At 59.9% G+C, this 20,538-nt stretch carries 21 protein-coding genes and 3 tRNA genes; 10 read left to right on the forward strand and 14 right to left on the reverse strand.

The genetic code is table 11. The features are described from left to right. Positions 1-2: 2 nt before the first annotated feature. Positions 3-392 carry a globin gene (locus QP363_RS07005; protein ID WP_070443600.1) on the forward strand — a complete coding sequence of 130 codons (390 nt, stop codon included), beginning with the start codon at positions 3-5 and terminating at the stop codon, positions 390-392. On the opposite strand, the gene ald is transcribed toward QP363_RS07005, so the two are convergent. The 6 genes from ald to QP363_RS07035 all read right to left on the reverse strand — a co-directional run bounded on the left by ald (position 389) and on the right by QP363_RS07035 (position 7,625). Continuing rightward, entirely contained in the window at positions 389-1,471 is a 1,083-nt protein-coding gene (ald, locus tag QP363_RS07010; protein WP_070729507.1) for an alanine dehydrogenase, read from the reverse strand. The genes QP363_RS07005 and ald overlap by 4 nt on opposite strands. A gap of 300 nt (positions 1,472-1,771) precedes the next feature. Further along, on the reverse strand, positions 1,772-2,428 hold the full coding sequence (locus tag QP363_RS07015) for a hypothetical protein (RefSeq protein WP_070644648.1): 657 nt from the start codon (positions 2,426-2,428) through the stop codon (positions 1,772-1,774). Continuing rightward, positions 2,428-2,886 carry a thioesterase family protein gene (locus QP363_RS07020; RefSeq protein WP_070443562.1) on the reverse strand — a complete coding sequence of 153 codons (459 nt, stop codon included), beginning with the start codon at positions 2,884-2,886 and terminating at the stop codon, positions 2,428-2,430. The genes QP363_RS07015 and QP363_RS07020 overlap by 1 nt, the downstream gene beginning before the upstream one ends. 49 nt (positions 2,887-2,935) lie before the next feature. After that, positions 2,936-4,606, reverse strand: a complete 1,671-nt coding sequence (ettA, locus tag QP363_RS07025; RefSeq protein ID WP_070443559.1) for an energy-dependent translational throttle protein EttA — start codon at positions 4,604-4,606, stop codon at positions 2,936-2,938. An 80-nt stretch (positions 4,607-4,686) separates the two neighbouring features. After that, entirely contained in the window at positions 4,687-5,331 is a 645-nt protein-coding gene (locus tag QP363_RS07030; RefSeq protein ID WP_070443557.1) for a single-stranded DNA-binding protein, read from the reverse strand. Between the two features lie 221 nt (positions 5,332-5,552). Next, on the reverse strand, positions 5,553-7,625 hold the full coding sequence (locus QP363_RS07035; RefSeq protein ID WP_070443551.1) for a cytochrome c oxidase assembly protein: 2,073 nt from the start codon (positions 7,623-7,625) through the stop codon (positions 5,553-5,555). Positions 7,626-7,701: 76 nt separating this feature from the next. Here QP363_RS07035 and QP363_RS07040 point away from each other — a divergent pair, with 76 nt between their 5' ends. The 3 genes from QP363_RS07040 (at position 7,702) to QP363_RS07050 (ending at position 8,826) form a co-directional block, all read left to right on the forward strand. Beyond that, complete coding sequence (locus QP363_RS07040; protein ID WP_070443549.1) at positions 7,702-7,983, forward strand: LysR family transcriptional regulator; 282 nt, start codon at positions 7,702-7,704, stop codon at positions 7,981-7,983. Between the two features lie 60 nt (positions 7,984-8,043). Continuing rightward, positions 8,044-8,117: transfer RNA gene (locus QP363_RS07045), tRNA-Arg, on the forward strand. A gap of 76 nt (positions 8,118-8,193) precedes the next feature. Next, positions 8,194-8,826, forward strand: a complete 633-nt coding sequence (locus tag QP363_RS07050) for a hypothetical protein (RefSeq protein WP_070719340.1) — start codon at positions 8,194-8,196, stop codon at positions 8,824-8,826. On the opposite strand, the gene QP363_RS07055 is transcribed toward QP363_RS07050, so the two are convergent. Further along, positions 8,827-9,012 (reverse strand): PspC domain-containing protein, encoded by a 186-nt coding sequence (locus QP363_RS07055; RefSeq protein ID WP_070443435.1) that lies wholly within the window; start codon positions 9,010-9,012, stop codon positions 8,827-8,829. Between the two features lie 127 nt (positions 9,013-9,139). Here QP363_RS07055 and cmrA point away from each other — a divergent pair, with 127 nt between their 5' ends. Next, on the forward strand, positions 9,140-9,952 hold the full coding sequence (cmrA, locus tag QP363_RS07060; RefSeq protein ID WP_070644644.1) for a mycolate reductase: 813 nt from the start codon (positions 9,140-9,142) through the stop codon (positions 9,950-9,952). A gap of 47 nt (positions 9,953-9,999) precedes the next feature. Here cmrA and QP363_RS07065 read toward each other — a convergent pair whose 3' ends face one another. Then, positions 10,000-11,544, reverse strand: coding sequence for a sodium:alanine symporter family protein (locus QP363_RS07065; protein WP_070443432.1), 1,545 nt, complete (start codon positions 11,542-11,544; stop codon positions 10,000-10,002). Between the two features lie 269 nt (positions 11,545-11,813). Here QP363_RS07065 and orn point away from each other — a divergent pair, with 269 nt between their 5' ends. The 4 genes from orn (at position 11,814) to QP363_RS07085 (ending at position 14,191) form a co-directional block, all read left to right on the forward strand. Then, positions 11,814-12,446, forward strand: coding sequence for an oligoribonuclease (gene orn, locus QP363_RS07070; RefSeq protein WP_246815673.1), 633 nt, complete (start codon positions 11,814-11,816; stop codon positions 12,444-12,446). 48 nt (positions 12,447-12,494) lie between these two features. Then, positions 12,495-12,567, forward strand: a tRNA-His gene (locus tag QP363_RS07075). A gap of 190 nt (positions 12,568-12,757) precedes the next feature. Then, complete coding sequence (locus QP363_RS07080; RefSeq protein ID WP_216380493.1) at positions 12,758-13,618, forward strand: siderophore-interacting protein; 861 nt, start codon at positions 12,758-12,760, stop codon at positions 13,616-13,618. Between the two features lie 27 nt (positions 13,619-13,645). Then, positions 13,646-14,191: a DNA-3-methyladenine glycosylase gene (locus tag QP363_RS07085; RefSeq protein ID WP_070719336.1), complete on the forward strand. Its 546-nt coding sequence runs from the start codon at positions 13,646-13,648 to the stop codon at positions 14,189-14,191. A 42-nt stretch (positions 14,192-14,233) separates the two neighbouring features. Here QP363_RS07085 and sucD read toward each other — a convergent pair whose 3' ends face one another. The 3 genes from sucD to QP363_RS07100 form a co-directional block, all read right to left on the reverse strand. After that, positions 14,234-15,112, reverse strand: coding sequence for a succinate--CoA ligase subunit alpha (gene sucD / locus QP363_RS07090; protein ID WP_144656649.1), 879 nt, complete (start codon positions 15,110-15,112; stop codon positions 14,234-14,236). Positions 15,113-15,120: 8 nt separating this feature from the next. Further along, a complete protein-coding gene (gene sucC, locus QP363_RS07095) occupies positions 15,121-16,293 on the reverse strand; it encodes an ADP-forming succinate--CoA ligase subunit beta (RefSeq protein WP_284763762.1) in 1,173 nt (390 codons plus the stop codon). Positions 16,294-16,511: 218 nt separating this feature from the next. Further along, the gene (locus tag QP363_RS07100; RefSeq protein WP_070729985.1) at positions 16,512-17,741 is read right to left on the reverse strand and encodes an Ig-like domain-containing protein; all 1,230 of its coding nucleotides are present in this window, start codon (positions 17,739-17,741) and stop codon (positions 16,512-16,514) included. A 289-nt stretch (positions 17,742-18,030) separates the two neighbouring features. Here QP363_RS07100 and QP363_RS07105 point away from each other — a divergent pair. Then, positions 18,031-18,103: transfer RNA gene (locus QP363_RS07105), tRNA-Lys, on the forward strand. Positions 18,104-18,142: 39 nt separating this feature from the next. On the opposite strand, the gene QP363_RS07110 is transcribed toward QP363_RS07105, so the two are convergent. The 3 genes from QP363_RS07110 to QP363_RS07120 are packed head-to-tail and all read right to left on the reverse strand — an operon-like array spanning position 18,143 to position 20,537. After that, complete coding sequence (locus QP363_RS07110; protein WP_284763670.1) at positions 18,143-18,658, reverse strand: 2'-5' RNA ligase; 516 nt, start codon at positions 18,656-18,658, stop codon at positions 18,143-18,145. A gap of 11 nt (positions 18,659-18,669) precedes the next feature. Further along, entirely contained in the window at positions 18,670-19,431 is a 762-nt protein-coding gene (locus QP363_RS07115) for an ABC transporter ATP-binding protein (protein WP_070443416.1), read from the reverse strand. Beyond that, positions 19,422-20,537 (reverse strand): iron ABC transporter permease, encoded by a 1,116-nt coding sequence (locus QP363_RS07120; RefSeq protein WP_236659388.1) that lies wholly within the window; start codon positions 20,535-20,537, stop codon positions 19,422-19,424. Before QP363_RS07120 ends, QP363_RS07115 begins: the two co-directional genes overlap by 10 nt. Position 20,538 lies beyond the last annotated feature (1 nt).

The raw sequence follows: 20,538 nt of genomic DNA on the forward strand, positions 1-20,538 counted from the left end.
GCGTGCAACCAACGAGCGTGTACGACGCCGTCGGCGGAATGGAGACCTTTGAGAAACTCGTCGGCGGTTTCTACGCCCAGGTGCGCGAGGATGATCTCATCGGCCCGATGTACCCACAGCAGGACTGGGAGGGATCAGAACAGCGCCTGACCTGGTTCCTTGTGCAGTATTGGGGAGGGCCACAGCTCTTTTCCGAGCAGCGCGGCCACCCTCGCCTGCGCATGCGCCATGCGCCCTACCCCATCGACATGGCCGCCCATGATCGCTGGCTCGAGCTCATGGGCAACTCCTTGGCGCAGATCGACGAGGAGACCATCCCGCCGGCCTATCGCGCCATGATTTGGGACCACATGGAGCGAGTGGCGGCGATGCTCATCAACCGCGCTCCCTAAAGCCCGAAGGCGTCCTTTACCGGCTGGGACAGCAGCTCTCCCCCACGAGTCATGAGTCCATCGCCCAAGCCTGGGTAGCGCTCAACCGCACCGTCAAAGCCATCAGCAGCCACTGCACGCATATAGGGCAGCGTGGCAGAGCCCAACGCCCGGGCGGAGGTATTCGCTACCGCGCCCGGCATGTTGGCCACGCAGTAGAAGATCGTGTCGTGCACCTTGAAGGTGGGCTCGTCGTGCGAGGTCTTTCGGGAGTTTTCAAAGCAGCCGCCTTGGTCAATGGCGACGTCGACAAGCACAGCCCCCTTCTTCATCCGCTCGACCACATCTTCGCGCACCAACTTCGGCGCCGCAGCACCTGGAACCAACACCGCGCCGATAACCAAGTCCGCCTCCAGCAACTCAGCCTCGAGCGCCGCCGGATCCGACACAATCGTGCGCACGCTGCCCTGATACTGCTCATCGAAGCGCTGCAACACGTGCGGGTCAAGGTCCAACACCGTCACCTCGCCGCGCAGGCCGTGCGCCATTGCTACTGCCGACGCCCCCACTTGGCCACCACCGATAACGACAACGCGGGCTGGCCGCGTGCCTGGTACGCCAGCAACCAGCAAACCTCGCCCACCTTCGGTGGAGAGCAGATGGTGCGCGCCCTCGATTACGGCAAGACGACCAGCAACCTGGGACATCGGGGTCAACAGTGGTAGGGTGCCGCGAGAATCGGTCACGGTTTCATAGGCTACGGCCGTCGTCCCCGATGTGATCAGCGCTTCCGTCAACGGGCGGTCCGCAGCCAAGTGCAGGTAGGTGAACAGCAGGAGGTCCTCGCGCAGATATCCATATTCTGACTCGAGTGGCTCTTTAACCTTGACCACCATATCCGCAGCCCAGGCCTCCGCTGCGGAGGGAACGATGGTCGCGCCGATCTCTTCATAGCTGGAGTCCGGAAAAGAAGCACCTTCCCCGGCCGTTGTTTCCACTACAACCTCATGGCCATCCTTCACCAGCGTCCCGGCCGCGCTGGGGGTAAGCGCGACGCGGTTTTCGTTATTCATGATTTCTTTGGGTACGCCAATACGCATGCTTCGAGCCATCTCCTTTTGCTGAAGAAAAAGAATTCGACCCCTTTAGGGTAACGCAGATCACCCCTTAGATGTGTTGTTCCTGCTCAGCAGGCACGGCTCCCCGTCAGACGTTAGTATGCGGAGCATGAGCACACTGCGCGATGTACGGTCCTGTAAGCCCCATCATCACTCACGGAGTTACGGGGTGGGCCTCGGCGCTGATCGCAGTGGGCACAGGAATAGCACTCTTATGCAAAGCCCCGCCGTGGACGGTCGCCGTAGGCGCCGCACTGGCGGGGTACGCACTGCTTTAGACCTTTAGAACAAGGACAGCCGCGTCGAGTGGTAAACGCTGCCATAAGGCGCATCAAGGCGCACCCAGCGCCCCTTGCCCGCCACGCGAAGGTGGCGGGGGATCTCGAGTGAGGCGGCAAAGCCCGGGATGAGCCCCAAGCTCGTGCAGGCGAAAATCATCCGCATAGGAATCTCCACCTGAGTCTCCGCATCATTCACGGTGAGCACCGTCTGATTCAGCAGGCTCTTCGGAGGTCCCATCGGCCCGGAGAATTGGCGGGCCAGCTGGCGGCCCTTGTCCGCGAGTTCACGGACAACGTCGACTGGCAGCGAGTCGATCTCCTTAAAACCCTGTGCCGGCGGCAAGGCCCCCGGCCAGGACGGATCACGTGCTGGACCTAAATCAAGTTCCACGCCTCCCTCGTGGCCGAGGGAATCAGGGGCGGTGTGGAGGGCGTCGAGAAGCGCCTGCGCCGACACCACGGCACCGTCGCGGCCCACGGTCCCCTCGCAACGCCGAGCCACGACGACGTCGAACGGCGTGGTCACAAAGACCTCAGCCTGGTTGGTGTCGTACTGACGCAGGCGCACCGCTGCGGATGCATCCAGCCCCGTCGCGCGGGAGAGGAGGGCGCGCAGCCCTACCCCACCGCTGCGCAATGTCAGAGTTTCGCGCTCCATTACTGCTGCTCAAGCTCGACGACAGCGTGCTCCAGGATAATGTTGCGCTCCTGCTCAGAGACCTCTCGCGGCATCTGAGTATCCGGGTCAATGGTGACCTGCACGCAATCAATGACGCAGGCCACTTGGCCCTGCGCATCCTTGATCGTCTGGCGAGTAGTGAAAGACGTGGTGCCGAGGCGCACCACCGTGGTTTCCACCGTCACCGTTCCATGGCGTCCATCCCACTTGATGGGGCGGACATAGTCCGCTTCGATGTGACGAACGAAAGCCACCATATTGACGCCACGTGCGTAGAAGTGGTGCATGGCAAAAGCCAAGCGCGCCTCCTGCGCCAGCTCAATGAAGTTGGCATTCATCATGTGGCCGTACATGTCAAAGTCCGACCAGCGCACGCCCACAGTAAGCGCGTGGACGTTGTCCTTGGTCTCCTCCGACACAACATTCTGAGCGGACATTCCAAGTTCCTTCCGGAGTTCGTGCTTTAACGCTAGGGACTTAAAGGCCCTAGCGGCTGAGCTTACGGTGGGTAACGCGGGACGGGCGTGCAGCCTCCTCGCCGAGACGCTCGACCTTGTTCTTCTCGTAGTCGCCGAAGTTGCCCTCGAACCAGAACCACTGGCCTTCTGCGACGTTGCCCTCCCACGCCAAGATGTGAGTACAGGTGCGGTCGAGGAACCAGCGATCGTGGGAGATGACCACGGCGCAGCCAGGGAACTTCTCCAGGGCGTTTTCCAGCGAGCCCAGGGTTTCCACATCCAAGTCGTTGGTCGGCTCATCGAGAAGGATCAGGTTGCCGCCTTCCTTGAGGGTCAAGGCCAGGTTCAGGCGGTTACGCTCACCACCAGAGAGGACCTTGGAAGGCTTCTGCTGGTCAGCACCCTTGAAACCGAAAGCGGAGAGGTAGGCGCGGGACGGCATCTCGTTCTGACCGACGTGGATGTAATCCAGCCCGTCGGAGACGACCTCCCACACGGTGGCCTCCGGGTCGATGTTCTCGCGGCCCTGGTCAACATAAGACAGCTTAACGGTCTCGCCGACGTCAACGGAACCCGAATCCGGCTGCTCCAAGCCCACGATGGTCTTGAACAGGGTGGACTTACCCACACCGTTCGGGCCGATAACGCCGACAATGCCGTTGCGCGGCAAGGTGAAGGAAAGATCCTTGATGAGGACACGGCCGTCGAAGCCCTTGGTCAGGTTCTTGACCTCCACGACCTTGTTACCCAGGCGCGGCGGAGTCGGAATCTGAATCTCTTCGAAGTCGAGCTTCTTGTACTGCTCGGCCTCCGCAGCCATTTCCTCGTAGCGCTGGAGACGAGCCTTGTTCTTGGCCTGGCGGGCCTTCGCGCCGGAGCGAACCCACGCGAGCTCGTCCTTGAGGCGCTTCTGCAGCTTCTTGTCCTTAGCGCCAGCAATCTCGAGACGCTCGGCCTTCTTCTCCAGGTAGGTGGAGTAGTTGCCCTCGTAGGGGTAGAGCTTGCCGCGGTCCACCTCACAGATCCAGCCCGCGACGTGGTCGAGGAAGTAGCGGTCGTGGGTCACGGCGAGGACCGCACCCGGGTAGGACTCGAGGTGCTTCTCCAGCCACTGGACGGACTCGGCGTCAAGGTGGTTAGTGGGCTCGTCGAGCAGCAGCAGGTCCGGCTCGCTCAGCAGCAGCTTGGCCAGCGCGACGCGGCGGCGCTCACCACCGGAGAGGTTGGTCACTGGGTCATCGGACGGCGGGCAGCGCAGTGCTTCCATGGCCTGCTCGATCTTGGAATCCACTTCCCAGGCATCGGCAGCATCCAGCTCCTCCTGGAGCTTGCCCATCTCCTCCATGAGTTCATCGGAGTAGTTGGTGGCCATCTCTTCGGCAATCTCTTCGAAGCGCTGCTTCTTCTGGAAAATTTCTCCAAGGCCCTCTTCGACGTTCTCACGGACCGTCTTTTCCTCGTTGAGCGGCGGCTCCTGGAGGAGGATGCCGACGGTCTTGCCCGGATCGATGAAGGCCTCACCGTTGGAAGGCTGATCCAGTCCGGCCATAATCTTCAGGATCGAGGACTTACCTGCACCGTTGGGGCCCACGACGCCGATCTTGGCGCCCGGGTAGAAAGCCATGGTGACGTTGTCCAAAATAACCTTGTCACCGATGGCCTTACGCACGTTTTTCATCGTGTAGATGAATTCGCCCATGTTTCACCCTTTGCTTTTGTCAGGATTGGTAAATAACAGTACAAAGACTACATGACATGGGCGGCGGTAGTCCTTTGTCCTTAGACCATCGCTTCTTCTGGCTCCGGTTCAAGGTATGGCTCAGCCCCGGACTGCGCTTGCTGACGGTCCGCCGCGGTGTCCTGCGGAGTATCTCCCGGCCGCAATGCAGCTGGCATTGCTTCTTCCGTTGCACTCTCCGAGCCTTCTGTGCTCTCTGTGTTCTGCGTATCCCTTGCGTTCTGTGAATCGCTCGGCGGCGCCGTGTAATCCACGTCCAAAACCGGCGGATTCTCCCCTAGCCAGAGGGCTTCGCTGCCCTCCTCACCATAGGAGGTACCGATCTTTGTAGAGGTGATGCAGAAGCGGTTGAGGTCCAGGCCCACGTGGGCGATTTTGATATAGGTCCTAGAGCGCTTCGCACCGTGCTGATCTTCCCACCGGTCAGTCACGATGGAGCCCATAACGAAGACGGGCATGCCCTTAAACAGTGACTTCTTCACGTTGATGGCGCACTGCCCCCACACTTCTCCATCGATAAAGTTGAGATCCAGCTCCCGCCATACGGTTTTGCCTTCCTCGTCTTTCTCCGGAACGCTGCGGGAAGAAGCGATACGGATGCGGGCCTTATACATGGTGTCGCTGATTTTGGTCAGGTGCGGGTCGTGAGTCAGACGTCCTGTAATGGAAATTGGGTATTGAGACATTGCTTGATTCCTTTGCTGGTCATGGCTGGTAGCTTTCTTGCGGTTGAGGAAGCGATGCGCCTCCCTTACCTCGCATCTTTGCCACCAGGAACAGCACCCGCAATGACTCCGCCAGCAACCTGTGGATAACTTGTTGCAAGCGTCAACAAAAAATCCGTTTATCCAGGCAGAAGTACCCTTTCCATCACCCTGGACGCGCCAGCTCTCTCGTGCTGGCACCCCTAGTGCTGGCGGAAGCTAGATTCGTCGCCTTCCCCCATTTGCTTGAGCATCGCGTTATAGCGTTCCAGATCAGCATCGCCGTCCACGTCTGCCTTAGCATCATAGCGCCGAGCAGTCGCGCGATCTTCCCGCAGCCAGTCCCGGAATAGTGAGCCGAACACAATCACCAGCGGGAATTGGCCGAATCCCCAAGAAATGCCGCCGCCGGTCCGCTGGTCCTTCACAAAGTCCGGGTTCCACGGCAGGTTCAAGGATTCATAGAAGTCCAAACCAAGAATCACCTGCATCTGCATGAGATAAACACCGGCGAAGAGGTGCAGGGGCATCGACACAAACAGAATCAACAGGCGAACGCCCGTGGGCGCGCGCCACGGCAGCGGATCCGGGCCGATGACCTCCCAGTAGTAGATATAGCCGGAAATCAAGAAGACCCAGTTCATGATGACGTGCCCTGCATGTTCCGAAATGGCGACCTCATAGAAGCTCGGGAAGAGGTAGAGCACGTAGAGGATGGCCAGGAACTGCAGGACATTGACCGCTGGGTGCGTGAGCACACGCAGGGTACGGGATTTGGTGAGGGCGACGGCGGCGTCGTGAAGCGTCGGCTTGCCCGGCTCACCCGGCTCAAAGGCTTCCATCACCAGCGTCACTGGGGCGCCCAACACGAGGCACAGGGGAATTGCCATCGACAGAATCATGTGCACCAACATGTGCATGGAGTACAGCGCCGGCATGTATAGGCCGATGCCATTGCTCAGGATCAGCGTCAGGCCCAGTGAGCCCACAAGGAACCAGGTAGTACGCACCGCCGACCACGTCAGCCCACGCTGCTTCAGACGCCAGAGCGCGTACAGGTAGAAGCCGGCTAGCACGAGTCCGAGCGAGCCAAACATGAGATCAAAGCGGAACATGGTCCACACGTTGGTGGCTGTGGGGGCGTCGAAAAGCTCGTAGCCCACGAGGATCTGCATGGCGTTGAGGTTCGGATCCCGCGGCGGCGGGGGCGGTGTACGGCCCATCGAGATGGCCACGCCGACTGTGGCCGCCATGATGAGAACCTCCACCACGGCCACCCGGATGAACAGGCGCGGCGCGCGTTGCAGCTGGGGAATGGTGACCCGGCGATGCACAAAGCCGATGGCCGCGAGCACCACGGTGAGCACTGTTTTGCTCAACACCAGCAAGCCATAGCGAGTGGTGAATAAATCCCCTAGCTCAACGCGGATGAGCGCGTTGACCACACCGGTCGCCGCCAGCCCCAAGATGGACAGCAGCGCAACCGTAGAGTAGCGGCGAACCGCCACGCCCATGTCAGGGCCTAGGCGGCGGCCATGCGCAATGAGACCCATGAGCCCGCCGACCCACAGCATGATGAAGAAAAGGTGCAATAGCAGCGAGTTCGTGCCGTAATCATGATCGCCGCCGGAGGCCGAGTGACCCTCCATGCCGAGGGGCACCGTCAACAACAGCGACAGGAAGAACGTGGCAACCTGTCCCGCCCAGGTGCGCGCAACAAAGCCCATGATGGCAACGAGCGCTGCGATTCCCGCGGTGAGCAGCCACACTTGCGACGTGGCAATCTGCCCCACCGCCATGCCCATCAGCTCTGGGTTGAGGACTTGGCCCAACGGGGTACCGGTGAGGTCCGACATCACGAGGGGAACCTCAATCAACGACACCACCGCAGCGCCCACGGCGGCCCACGCGCCGGTGCGCGCCGCAATGTGCCCATCGACGGTCAGGCCAGCCTCGATGAGACGCTCGTTGTCCTTGTCCGGCACGGCCGGGTAAATCAAGAAGGCGCTGGACATAAATGAACCGATGGCTAGCGCCATGAGCATCCAGGCAACCGCACGGAAGAAGGGAAGGCCGAACGTTGTCATGCGGCCTGGGTCAGGGATGCCCAGGGCGGCAAGCGAATCCGCGAGAAAGAACAAGGAAATAATTCCTCCCACGAGGCCCGCGAAGACGACGAAAGAAAAATTCAACAAGCGGGAAGGCTGCGCTCCCGACCCCGAGTGCGCCAGCCCCCGAAAGTGCTGTGAACTGGGATTTTCTTTCTCAGTGTGCATGGTGGGCAGTCTACCGCCACAGACGTTCTCTTACCTAAAAGGTAAATTATTCTCAGCATTCGTGTAGTCTGCTCTCATGGACTCTCGCCAGCTTCACCACTTTCGGGCCGTCGTAGATCACGGTTCTTTCACGCAAGCTGCGGAAGCGCTACAGCTCACACAACCTTCTTTGAGCCTGACCGTCCGCAAGCTTGAAAAAGATCTCAATGTGAAGCTACTTTCCCGCGGACGCGGCGGAGTCCACACCACGGAGGCTGGGGATTATCTCTACGGCGTGGCTACCTCGATCGATTCCCTCCTCACCACCGCCACCGCCCGCCTTGCCGAATTTGCTTCCTCAACACCAGCGCAGAACTAACACCAGCGATAGCCCGATAATCAGGTGGTCCGCAGCGGTGCGTTATGATGTTTTCGGTACGCCTCCATAGCTCAGTGGATTAGAGCAGTGGGTTTCTACCCCATGTGTCGCGGGTTCGAATCCTGCTGGGGGCACGCAGGTCAAGGCCACTTTCTAGGGCTTCACTAAGCCTCAGAAAGTGGCCTTTGGGCACAGATTGGACTCTCTTCCATGGACATCACCCTCGCGACTTTTGACCACGCCCCGGAATCAGCGCTGCGCGGTATGCGCTTCACTAACGCGTGGGTACCGGCACCAAGCTATGCGGCATCACGCCGCGCGGTGCTCACCGGACAATATCCACAGCGCGGAGCCACAACGCGCATCACGGAGATTTTCAAGGCCGCTGGCTTCGAGGTTCGGGAGGATACCCAGCCAGCTTCTTCGCAGGTCTTTCGTCTTCTCGAACAGCCGAACCCCCAGCTACTGGACACCCTCGATGGTGTGGTGGCGGTGGCTTCCCTGCAGGGAGATAAGGCCGCCATGTCCCTCCTGTGGCCCGGGGTTGCAGAATCCGGAGAGTGCACAGAGCTCGTCTCCCCGCTCGACTTGGCACCCACGCTCGCGGCGATCGCGGGGCTCGATGTGCGCCCCAACGCCCCGCTGTCTTTCGATGGGCTCAACTTGGTGCCGGTCCTCCGCTACGGGGCATCCGGGCACGCGGCTCTCTTCTTCGACAACGGCGTGCGCATGCAGGACGCCGTGCTTGTCGACGACTCCGCCACCCCACCCAGCGCCTTGCCACGCTTGCGCGAAGAGTGGGAAACGTGGAAGCGGTTCATGGCTCTGGGCCCGCTGCAGTAACTACTCCACTGGGATGACAACCCAGAGGATGAGGTAGAGCAGAATGCCTGAGAAGCCCAGTAGGGTCGCAACAACGAAGAGAATGCGCACCAGGGTCGGATCAAGGTTGTAGGTGTGTGCGATGCCGCCGCACACACCTCCGAGCATCGTGTCAGTTGTGGAACGGGTCAAACGTTGGTTGTTCATGATCTCTCCTTTCACCTTCCATTATCCAGAGTTGGGACTGAGGATTCATCGGTGTTTACCCTGATTTAAACCCTGATTGCTCTACGCTGGGTGGAGACTTCCCACCCTGAGAGAAAGGATGCCGCTTATGGCTCACTCCCCTGGGCTGCCCGCCCCTACCCGCTCCTCCTATGCGCTGCTGACCGGCGCTAGCCAGGGAATTGGCGCTGCGATGGCCAAGGACCTGGCCGCCCGCGGCTACAACGTCATCCTCGTCGCACGCCGCGAAGACGTCCTCGAGTCCATCGCTGCGGATCTGCGCTCACGCCACGAGGTGGACGCCATTGCGCTGGCAGCGGACCTCTCCGAGGCAGCGGACGTGGACCGCGTCATCGAGTTCATGGCGGGCAAGGAAATTTCCATCATCGTCAACTCAGCGGGTATCGCCAGCTTTGGCAAGTTCATGGATCAGGACTGGGACTATGAAACCCGGCAGTTCGACCTCAACGGCAAGGCCGTTCACCGTCTGACGCGCGCTGCTCTGGAGCAGATGCTGCCGCGGCGCAGCGGCGCTATCTGCAATGTGGGCTCGGCGGCGGGCAACGTTTCCATTCCAAACAATGCCACCTATGTTTTCACCAAGGCAGGTGTCAATGCCTTTACTGAGGCCCTGCACTACGAGCTCAAGGGCTCCGGCGTGACCTGCACGCTGCTTGCCCCTGGCCCGGTGCGCGATGCCGTCATCCCCGAAGAAGAGCAATCGATCGTGGACAAGGTCGTCCCGGATTTCTTGTGGACCACCTACGAGTCTTGCTCTGAAGAAACTCTGGAGGCCATGGCCCGCAACCAGCGCCGCGTGGTCCCCGGGCCACTTTCGAAAGCAATGAACGCGCTGGGCAAGATTGTGCCCACCCCAATTGCTGCACCGCTCATCGGTAGCTTCTATTCGAAGATGGCTTAGAACACCACAATGCCCGCTCTCCTGTTTTAAAGAGAGCGGGCATTGCTTTACTTACCTTGGAGCGGCGATTGCTCCGCGATAGCTTTCTGCGCGGCTTCCTGCCGGGCAGCCTTGCGCTCTACCCAGAACTCTGCGTTCTTAATTCCCAACGCCTCTGGGTCAAACTGCGGGTCCTTGCCAGCAGCCTTCTGTGCGCTGTAGTCCTTGAGGCACTTGAGAGCCGGGACCTGCAGGAAGAGGATGGCGATGATGTTAAGCCATGCAGTCGCGCCAACGCCGATATCACCCAGCGCCCAGGCTGCACCCGGAGTCGTGGTAGCTCCGACAATCACGGAGACCACGAGGAGAATGCGCAGGAGCCACACCAGCGCGCGACGGGTGGTCTTGTTGCTGATCCAGCGGTTGAAGTAGGTCAGGTTGACCTCTGCCATGTAGTAGTAGGCCAAGACGGTAGTAAAGGCAAAGAACGCGATGGCGATGGCAATGAAGCTCGGTCCGAAACCTGCCAACAGGGTGTCTAGACCGTGCTGGACAAAGCCCGGACCCACCTCAACACCATCCGGGATAGAGCCGGCATAACGCACGGGACCGTCCTCAGATTCGCCCTCGAAGACCTTGTACATGTCGGTAGAGATGATGATGAAGGCGGTTGCGGAGCATACGAAGAGGGTATCGATGTACACCGCGAAAGCCTGAACGAACCCCTGCTTAGCTGGGTGGGACACCTCCGCGGCCGCAGCAGACTGCGGACCGGTACCCTGACCAGCCTCGTTGGAGTAAATACCGCGCTTGACTCCCCACATGATGGCCGAGCCCAACAGGCCGGAGAAGGCCTGCTCGGCGCCGAAAGCAGACTTAAAGATCATGCCGAAGACTTCGGGAATCTGGTTAAAGTTCATGATCAGAATGATGATGGCAAAGAGAATGTAGGCAGCCGCCATGAACGGAACCACGAGGGACGCGAAGTTCGCGATGCGCTTGACACCACCGATAATGATGATGGCTAGAATCCCGCCCAGAACCAGGGCAGACCAGCCGACTTCAATACCCCAAGCGTTCTGGACTGCAGCGGCCACGCCGTTCGCCTGGATACCAGGCAGGAAGTAGCTGGTGGCCAGGATCATCGCAATGGCGAAGACGATGCCATAAACCACCATGAATGGTCCGGCCTTAGTGTGCTTGTAGGCCTTCTCGATGTAATAAGCCGGGCCACCACGGTACTCACCGGTGTCCTGGTCCTTCTCCTTATAAACCTGCGCCAGAGTACATTCCACAAACGAGGTGGCAGATCCCAGCAGGGCCACGGCCCACATCCAGAACACCGCACCTGGTCCACCGAAGGCAATAGCCGTCGCTACACCAGCGATATTGCCCACGCCGACACGGCCCGCTAGCGAAATCATCAGCGACTGGAAGGAGGAGACACCCGAATCGGAGCTTTCACCATCCTTCAGCTGCTTAATCATGTCCGGAATGCAGCGTACCTGCAAGAACTTGGTGGCCACGGTGAAATAGATTCCCGCGCCAAGACACAGGAAGACTAGTGCTGGTGACCAAATCAAAGAGTTGAGGGTGTCGAGAAAGGCTGACATCGGTAGGTTACCGTCCTTCGCAATATGTGAGTGCCGTCACGTTAAAGGCTGACCTAATAATGCCCCTTCCACGACGACTTTCGTGCGTGAAATCATAAAAAAGTTGAGAAGGCACCACCCTCAACATTGACATCCAGCACAAATCCCCAGCACATATCGATTAAGAGACCGATTTCGATAAGCACACTCTTCCCCCACCCCCACTTACCCCCACCGAGCCAAGAGCGCGCGTTCCCGACCACGCCCCAAGAGAAACTATGGTGGAAGACATGAGTGATATCCCCGCTAAGAACGACCGCCTCGTCTGGATCGACCTGGAGATGACCGGGCTTGATCCGAAGCGCCACGTGATCGTGGAAGTTGCCGCCGTGATTACCGACGCCGAACTGAACATTCTCGACGAGGGCATTGACCTCGTCGTCCACGCCACGGAGGAAGAACTCGCGCAGATGGATGACTTCGTCACCGAGATGCACGCGAAGTCTGGGCTGGACAAGGAGATTCGGGAATCTGCAATCACGATTAAGGAGGCAGAGGAGGCGGTACTGAAGCTCGTCGAGAAGCACTGCGACGCCAACCATCCGGCACCCCTTGCCGGCAATTCCATCGCTACGGACCGCACCTTTATTCGCGAATACATGCCGCGCCTGGACGCCGCGCTGCACTACCGAATGATTGATGTCTCCACAATTAAGGAGCTGGCACGCCGCTGGCACCCGCGGGCCTATTACAACCAGCCCGACAAGGGGATGGCACATCGAGCCTTGCAGGACATCATCGAGTCCATTCGCGAGCTCGATTTTTATCGCCGCAGTGTGTTCCGCACAGATAACGGCCCCTCCACCCCGGAAGCTGAGGAGCTCAAGGCGGCTACTACCAACGACTACCAGGCGTTTTTGTAAAACGGACAACGTGGGTTAACCTGTATCTCGTTGCTTTCCGCAACGATGGTGGCTGTAGTTCAGCTGGTAGAGCACCAGGTTGTGATCCTGGGTGTCGCGGGTTCGAGCCCCGTCAGCCACCCCGAATAGACCCCGCATTCTGCTTGAGTAGGATGCGGGGTCAACTTTTTGCATTGAGCCCCAGCACCACCGCACCGCACCGCCAAGCCCCACAGCCTGCCGGACTTGAGTATGTTAGCCTTGCCTAATTGTATAGTGCGTAGGCTTCCTCCAACACAGCAACTCAAGTTTTTCAAAGGACAGTGATAACGATGGCTGGCCAAGCTAAAGAGGCAGCGCCGAAGCGCAAGCCCCGCAAGGCGCATGAAGCAACCGTGACTGGTCGCCACCAGGTCTCTCCGGATTTGATTCGGTTGAGCATGAACTCTCCGGCTTTTGTAGGCAAGGAGCTGGAGTTTACGGATCACTACATCAAGCTGTTGTTTGTGCCAGAAAATGCTGACTACTCTTGGCCGTTTGATATCCAGCAGATTCGCGAAGAGCAGCCGCGTAATAAACAACCAATTCTCCGCACCTATACCCTGATTAACCTAGACCCGGAGACCGGGGACTTCGACGTTGATTTTGTCACCCACGGTGATTCCGGTCTGGCTGGTCCGTGGGCACGAGTCGCTAAGGCCGGAGAGAAGATCGGCTTCCTCGGCCCAGGTGGCGCGTGGGGACCTGCCGAAGAATATGAGCACTTCATCTTCGCCGGCGATGAATCTGCGGCACCGGCCATCGGCGCTGGTCTGCGCCACCTCCCTGAGGGCGCGACCACTACGGCCTTCATCGAGATCGAAGACGAAGACCGCAAGTTCGAGCTGCCCACCCGCGAGGGTGTGGAGATCGTCTGGGTAATCCGCAACGGCGCTACCCACGGCACTGAGCTATCCCGCGTGGTACGCGAGGCTGGTATCCCCAAGGAGAAGAAAACCAGCTGGTTCATCCACGGTGTCGCCGAGATGATCAAAGAGCTGCGTCGCTTCCTTTTCGTGGAATCTGGAATTCCCAAGGAAGACGTTTCTATCTCTGGCTACTGGCGTATCGGAATGACTGAGGACCAATGGCAATCCTCCAAGCGCGAATTCAATGCAGAGATTGAAGCAGAGGAAGAAAGAGCTAAGGCCTAACGCTTGTTTTCACGTTAGACTGCGGCAATGATCGATTTCACCGACACCGCCGACGTCGTTGCTCCCCAGCTTCTGGGCACGGTGCTCACGCACAACGGCGTTTCAGTACGCATCACGGAGGTCGAGGCTTACCTCGGCGCAGACGATGAGGCCTCACACACTTTTAAGGGCCGCACGCCGCGCAACGCAGCCATGTTTGGCCCACCCGGGCGCCTCTACGTCTACATGTCTTATGGCATCCATCGGAACGGCAATCTCGTCTGCGCGCCCGAAGGCACCGGTCAGGGTTGCTTGCTCCGCGGCGGAGAAGTCATCGACGGGCTAGACATTGCCTACCAGCGCCGGGGCGACACGGATTTTCATAATCTCGCCCGCGGCCCTGGCAATTTGGGCAAGGCCTTAGGATTCAGCCTTGAAGATAACGGAACCCCGGTAAAACTTGGCGCACGCGAAGAGGAGCCCGAGTGGGTCCGCGGGCCGCGCATCGGCATCTCAAAGAACCAAGACGCCGCGCTGCGATTCTGGATTCCCTTCGACAAGACGGTGTCTCGACGTCGCGGTCTCCCCCGCTAGCCCCTACCGGCGCATGAGTCCTGAGACTCATGCGCCTTATCTTTAAGCCAAGGCTGCTCGCACCAGCTCCGCGGCCTGCGAGGGGGTCTTGCCCACCTTCACGCCGGCCGCTTCCAGCGCCGCCTTCTTGCCTTCTGCCGTACCAGAACCGCCAGACACGATGGCGCCAGCATGCCCCATCGTCTTGCCTTCCGGCGCGGTAAAGCCCGCGATATACGCAATCACCGGCTTCGTGACGTGGTCCTTGATATAGGCAGCGGCATGCTCCTCTGCATCACCGCCGATTTCACCGATCATAATGATCGCCTCGGTATCCGGATCATTCTGGAAGGCCTCAATCGCTGAAATGTGCGTGGTCCCGATAATCGGATCTCCACCGATTCCCACGCACGTGCTAAAGCCAATATCGGATAGCTCGTACATCATCTGATACGTCAGGGTGCCCGACTTCGACATCAAGCCAATCTTTCCTGGGTTTGGCGCAGTCTCTGCCGGAATAATGCCCGCATTAGATTCACCCGGTGTGTAGAGCCCCGGACAGTTCGGCCCAATGATGCGGGTTTTGGATTCTCGTCCCAGCGCATAGAGCTCAGCGGTGTCCTTCACCGGAATTCCTTCCGTAATGATGACCACGAGTTCAATACCGGCGCGGATGGCTTCTTCCGCTGCGTCCTTAGTGAACTTTGCCGGCACAAAAATGACGGTGACATTGGCATCGGTAGCCTGCATGGCCTCACGCACGCTGCCGAAGACGGGAATCTCACGCCCCTCAATATCCACGCGCTCACCTGCCTTGCGCGGGTTGACCCCACCTACGATGGTGGAGCCGGATTCCAGCATGCGACGCGTGTGCTTCATACCTTCGGACCCCGTCATGCCCTGGACAATGATCCGCGAGTCTTTGTTGAGAAAAATCGACATGTCTACTCCTAGTTCGCCAGCTCCGCAGCCCGGCGGGCCGCAGCGTCCATGGTTTCAACCTGCTCCAGTTTGGGCAGGTGTGCGTCATTCAGAATCGTGCGTCCCAATTCCGCGTTGTTGCCATCCAGGCGCACCACGAGCGGCTTGGGTTCAATCCCCTCCGAGTCCAGGATTTTGTAGGCCTGCACGATGCCCTTGGCCACTTCATCGCAGGCGGTAATACCGCCGAAGACATTGACAAAGACCGATTTCACCTGCGGATCACTGAGAATCACTTCGAGCCCGTTGGCCATCACCTCCGCATTAGCGCCACCACCGATATCGAGGAAGTTCGCGGGCTTCGGCTGCGAAGAAAAATCCTCGCCGGCATAGGCCACGACGTCGAGCGTGGACATCACGAGGCCAGCGCCATTGCCGATAATCCCCACGGAACCGTCAAGCTTCACGTAGTTCAACCCCATCTTCTGCGCCTTGAGCTCCAGCGGATCGGTCGCCCCGTGGTCTTGGAGGTCCCGGTGCTCGGGGTGGCGGAACTGCGCGTTATCGTCCAGCGTGATTTTGCCATCGAGCGCGATGATCTCACCGCTCGATGTCTTGACCAGTGGGTTCACCTCTACAAGCGTGGCGTCTTCTTCCGTGTACACCGTGTAGAGCTTCTTGAATACGGGAACCAGCTTGGCGACGTCCCCCTCGTCAAACCCCGCCTCATACGCCATGTCTCGAGCGAGGGTGTCTGTCATGCCATCGAGTGGGGAGAAGCTGCGCTTAATCAGGGCATCTGGGCGCTCTTCGGCCAGCTTCTCAATCTCCACGCCGCCTTCTTTGGAGAGCATGGCCAGGTAACGGCGTTTGGTGCGGTCCAGGAGGATGGAGAAGTAGTATTCCGCAGCGATGTCGGCACCTTCTGCCACCATGACCTTGCGCACGGTGTGCCCCTTGATCTTCAGGCCTAGAATCTCATTGGCCTTCTCCGCGGCTTCCGCAGGACTGTGCGCTAGCTTGACTCCCCCAGCCTTTCCGCGCCCACCGGTTTTGATTTGTGCTTTGACCACGACCACCGGTGTCCCCAACTTCACGGCTGCTTCTTCAGCCTGCACGGCCGAGGTCGCAACGATGCCTTTGAGGGTGGGAACGCCATGAGCTTCAAAGAGGTCTCGAGCTTGGTACTCGTAGAGATCCACTTCTGCCTCCATCTTTGCAGTGAATAACTAGTTCTCCACAAGATTCACCAAAACAAAGACGTGATGCAAACCACTTTGCAGAAGTTAAAGTATTACACTTCACACACTTTGCATTACATGCGCGCACGTCGCAATGCTGCCCGTTACAGCCATTTAGGCCACTGACGCCGAATTAGCTGTTTTAACTTTCGGGTGCACCCTGATCGATCCCCGGGGAGCTACTGATTAGCGGTAGCATTCCCCGCAGACCACGTCTCCCAGTCCATATTCCAGTCCCCTAGACCATCGAGCGCACTCAGCACACCACCGCCGGTGTTGGAAACCCTCACAATATCGCCGCGTTTGACCGTGTTTTGGAACCACTGAGCAGCCTCAGTAGTTACATTGATACAGCCGTGGGACTGGTTGTAACTGCCCATCGCACCCACAGCCCAAGGCGCCGCATGGACATAGATTCCGGAATAGGACATCTGCGTCGCCCACTGAACGTCGGTCTTGTAACCGCCAGCGTCGAGAGCCAGGCCAAAGGTAGTCGAGTCCATGGTGAGGGACGGGTACTGGTCACCGATGATGTAGGCGCCGTTCGGGGTATCCCACTGGCCATCCCTGCCCATCGAGACAGGAATACGTCGCAGCACCTCACCATTCTTGAACACCGACATCATCTTCGTGTTGTTATCGATCAGCGTGATGACGCGGTCGCCGATAGTGAAGTTGGTGGAGGCATCCTCGCCGCCGTAGACGCCGCCGCCAAGGTTACGGCCGTAGAGATCGACGTCAACAGTCACCTTCGTACCCGGCTCCCAATAGTTTTCCGGACGCCACCGCACTTCCTGGTTATTCACCCAGTAAAAAGCACCGTCGACGGCGGGCTCTGTTTTGACCGTAATGGCCTTTTCGGCCGCCTTGCGGTCAGTGACGTAGTTGCCAAAGCGCACGCCGATAACCTGACCCACGCCTACTTCGGAGTCCGGCAGTGGGCTCAAAGCTACCTCGGATACCCCTGCGGCCTGCGGGGTGGTGAACGTGATGGTCTTGTGGGTGCCATCTTTGTCCGTGGCATCGATGGTGTACGTGCGGTTATATCCCAGCACCTCAGCACTCTTCCACGTGGTCGAGTCCGAGGACAGCTCATCTTCCACTTCAATGCCAGCCTCGTTGGTCATCGTCACCGACTTCAGGCCAGCCGGGGAGTTCACTTCTACCGGTTCGGATGGATCAACATTGCTAGCACCGTCCTTGACGGAAAACTTCAGCTGCTTCGCTTTAGCGGCTGCCGAGGCCGACGCCTCCGCCGAAGCACTCGTCTGAGCATCTGCTTCCGATTGGTTTTCGGCTGGGCCAGAATCCGCGGCCCCGCCGATGGTGCAGGCGGCCAGAAGGGAAGCCGTTGCAACGAGGCTCGAGAGAAGTACTGCGGGACGTGCAGAAGGGAATAGAGAACGCACAGAAACCCCTAGCTCATATAAATGATTAAAGACAATGACAAGAGTTCTCATAGCCTAACCGCCAGCGCACCTCTCAAACCAGTTGACGCCACCACCCTTAACCGTTTCGTTACCCACCCGTTGCGCACCCAATTCGCCCCTCCTTCAAAGCGGCCACAACGCCACCACCGAAGACCCCAATAAACCACCAACTACCTGGCGATTTTACCTTTTTACAAAGAGGGTGTTAAAGTTACATCTCGTTGCACGGCAGGCACTGAGGAAATCAGCAGTCACCGAGTAAACACAAGCGCCATTAGCTCAATTGGCAGAGCAACTGACTCTTAATCAGTGGGTTCGGGGTTCGATTCCCTGATGGCGCACAGTTCAACCCCCTTCATCCTTCGATGAAGGGGGTTTCCTCATTCCGTGGCCGCCCCAAAGACCTCCAGGCGCTGCGTCTTGGGCCGCCACCAGGCGGCAGATTCTGCCCTGAATTCTTTATGCTCCGGCCCGGCAATCTCATCGAGGGCGCGCATATAGTCAGGCACCAGCGCCCGGGGCAGGCGCAGGCCCATCGTCAGATGCGGCGTCCACCGTGGTCCGCGCCCCTCGAGGTTCTTAGCGCTTATCTTCCGCGCCGCAATTTCTAGCTCATCGGTGGTCTCCAGAAGCCAGGCCACGGTCTGCTTGCTTTTCCTTCCGAAGACCACCGTTCCTACGCGATGAAATTGCGCCGGCATCAGCGGTGGGAGCAGGCTGCGAGCCTCGTCGACGACTGAAGTCTCGAGCACCGGCGCGAACGTCACCGTAATGTGCGGGCGCTGGTGCTGCACCGGAAAGCCACGCTGAGCCAGGGCTGCGTAGACTTCCCGGATGGTGTTTTCGTCCTCCGGGGTGAGGTACAACAGGAGGTTCTCGGGCGAATTTCGGCTCACACGGCCCGAGTCTAACTAACCTCCCGCAGCGCCACGACGGGTTGCCCGCGGTGGTCCAGCACATCCGTCTCTACGCCGTAGACCTCGCGCAAGAGTTCCTCCGTGAGCACCTCCCCCGGCGCGCCATGGGCGCGGGCCTTGCCACCGTGGAGCACGACGAGCTGGTCACACATCCGGGCCGCCAGGTTGATGTCATGAATCGCCACCAACGCGAGGCTGCCTTCCTCCCGAGCTTTTGCCCGCACGCGGCCCAAGACGAAGAGCTGGCGGTTGAGATCGAGGGCGGAGGTGGGTTCGTCGAGAAGCATAAGCCCAGGGGTCCCCACCAGCATCTGCGCCACGGCGACGAGCTGGCGCTGGCCGCCGGAGAGCTCGTTGAGGTAGCGCTGCGCAATGTCGTCGAGCCCCATGGAGTGCAGGACCTCGGCGGTGCGGGTGACGGGGTCCTCACATGCTTCCCGACGCGCCGCAATCAGCACCGCCTCAAACGCCCGCAGCGCCGCGGTGTGCGGCAGCCCCTGCGGCACATAGCCGATAAGCTGGCGGCGCCGCTGTCCGCTCGGAACCTGGCCGTCGACGCGAAAGCCCACCGTGCCACCCCGCGCGCGGTGCACCCCGGCGAGCGTCTTGATGGTGGTGGTCTTGCCGGACGCGTTCGGCCCCAGCAGCCCCACGACCTGCCCGCCGCACAGGGTGGGAAGGCTCAGCCCGTCCACCACCGTGCGCGAGCCATAGCCGGCAGATAGATCGGTGATGGTGAGTTCTACGTCCACAATGCCCTCCTTCGGGTCATGACGATGGCGATGAAGAACGGCACGCCCAGAAGCGAGGTGACGATGCCAATGGGGATGGCCAGCCCGGGCTTAATCAGGAGGCTTAGCGCGTGGGCGGCGCACATCACCGCCGCGCCCGCGGCCATGGAGGCCGGCACGAAGTAGCGCTGGTCCTCGCCTACCAACATGCGTGCGATGTGCGGGCCCACCAGGCCGATAAATCCGATGATGCCGGCAAAAGCCACGGTGGTTGCCGCGACGAGTGAGACCACGACGAGAACAATCACGCGCAGGCGGGAAGTGTTGATGCCGAGGGCGGTGGCGCGGGCGTCGCCAAGCCGCAACGCCGTCAGCCGCCACGACAGCGCCCCCAGGATGGGAATCGCCACCGCAAGCACGCCGGCCAGCACGGCGTTGGCCTGCCAGCTAGCGCGGGTGAGGGAACCCATGGACCAGAAAACGATCTGCTGGAGAGCCTCGCTAGAAGAGCGGTATTGGATGAGCGCCAACATGGCCTGGAAGAAGAAGACGAGGCCGATACCGAGCAGCACCATCGTCTCGGACTTCGCACCGCGGATGACGGCGGCGACGACGATGATGGCCGTGGCCAGCGCCGCCGACAGCCACGCGATGAGCGCGAGGTTGAACTGCGGCTGGGCCAGGAGCTGCCACCGCAGAACGATGGCGCTGGCCCCGCCGAAAGCAGCCGCCGCGGAGATGCCGAGGGTAAAAGGCTCCGCCAGCGGATTATCCAGGATGGTCTGCATCTGCGCGCCAGCCAGTGACAGGCTAGCCCCGATGAGCAGCGCCATGACGGCCATAGGCAGGCGCAGGCTCCACAGGACTGTACGCGTTTGCTTGTCGACGCCTCCCGGGTCCACCATCCCCCGCAGCACCTGCCCCGTGGTGAGGTCGATGGCGCCAACGATCACGCTCACGACGAAGGCGGCGAGTGCTACGGCGATAAGCCCGGCGACGATGGCGATGCGGCGGCGGGTCACGCGGGAATGTTCGTGTGCGAGGGCCTCCACAGGAAGTTCCGCGGTTTCTGCGCGCGTGGTTCGTTCAGGGTTTGCCGTGCGCGTGGTTGATGTGAGAATGCTCATG

The organism is Corynebacterium sp. UMB6689 (genome assembly GCF_030215295.1).
GTDB classification, from domain to species: domain Bacteria; phylum Actinomycetota; class Actinomycetes; order Mycobacteriales; family Mycobacteriaceae; genus Corynebacterium; species Corynebacterium aurimucosum.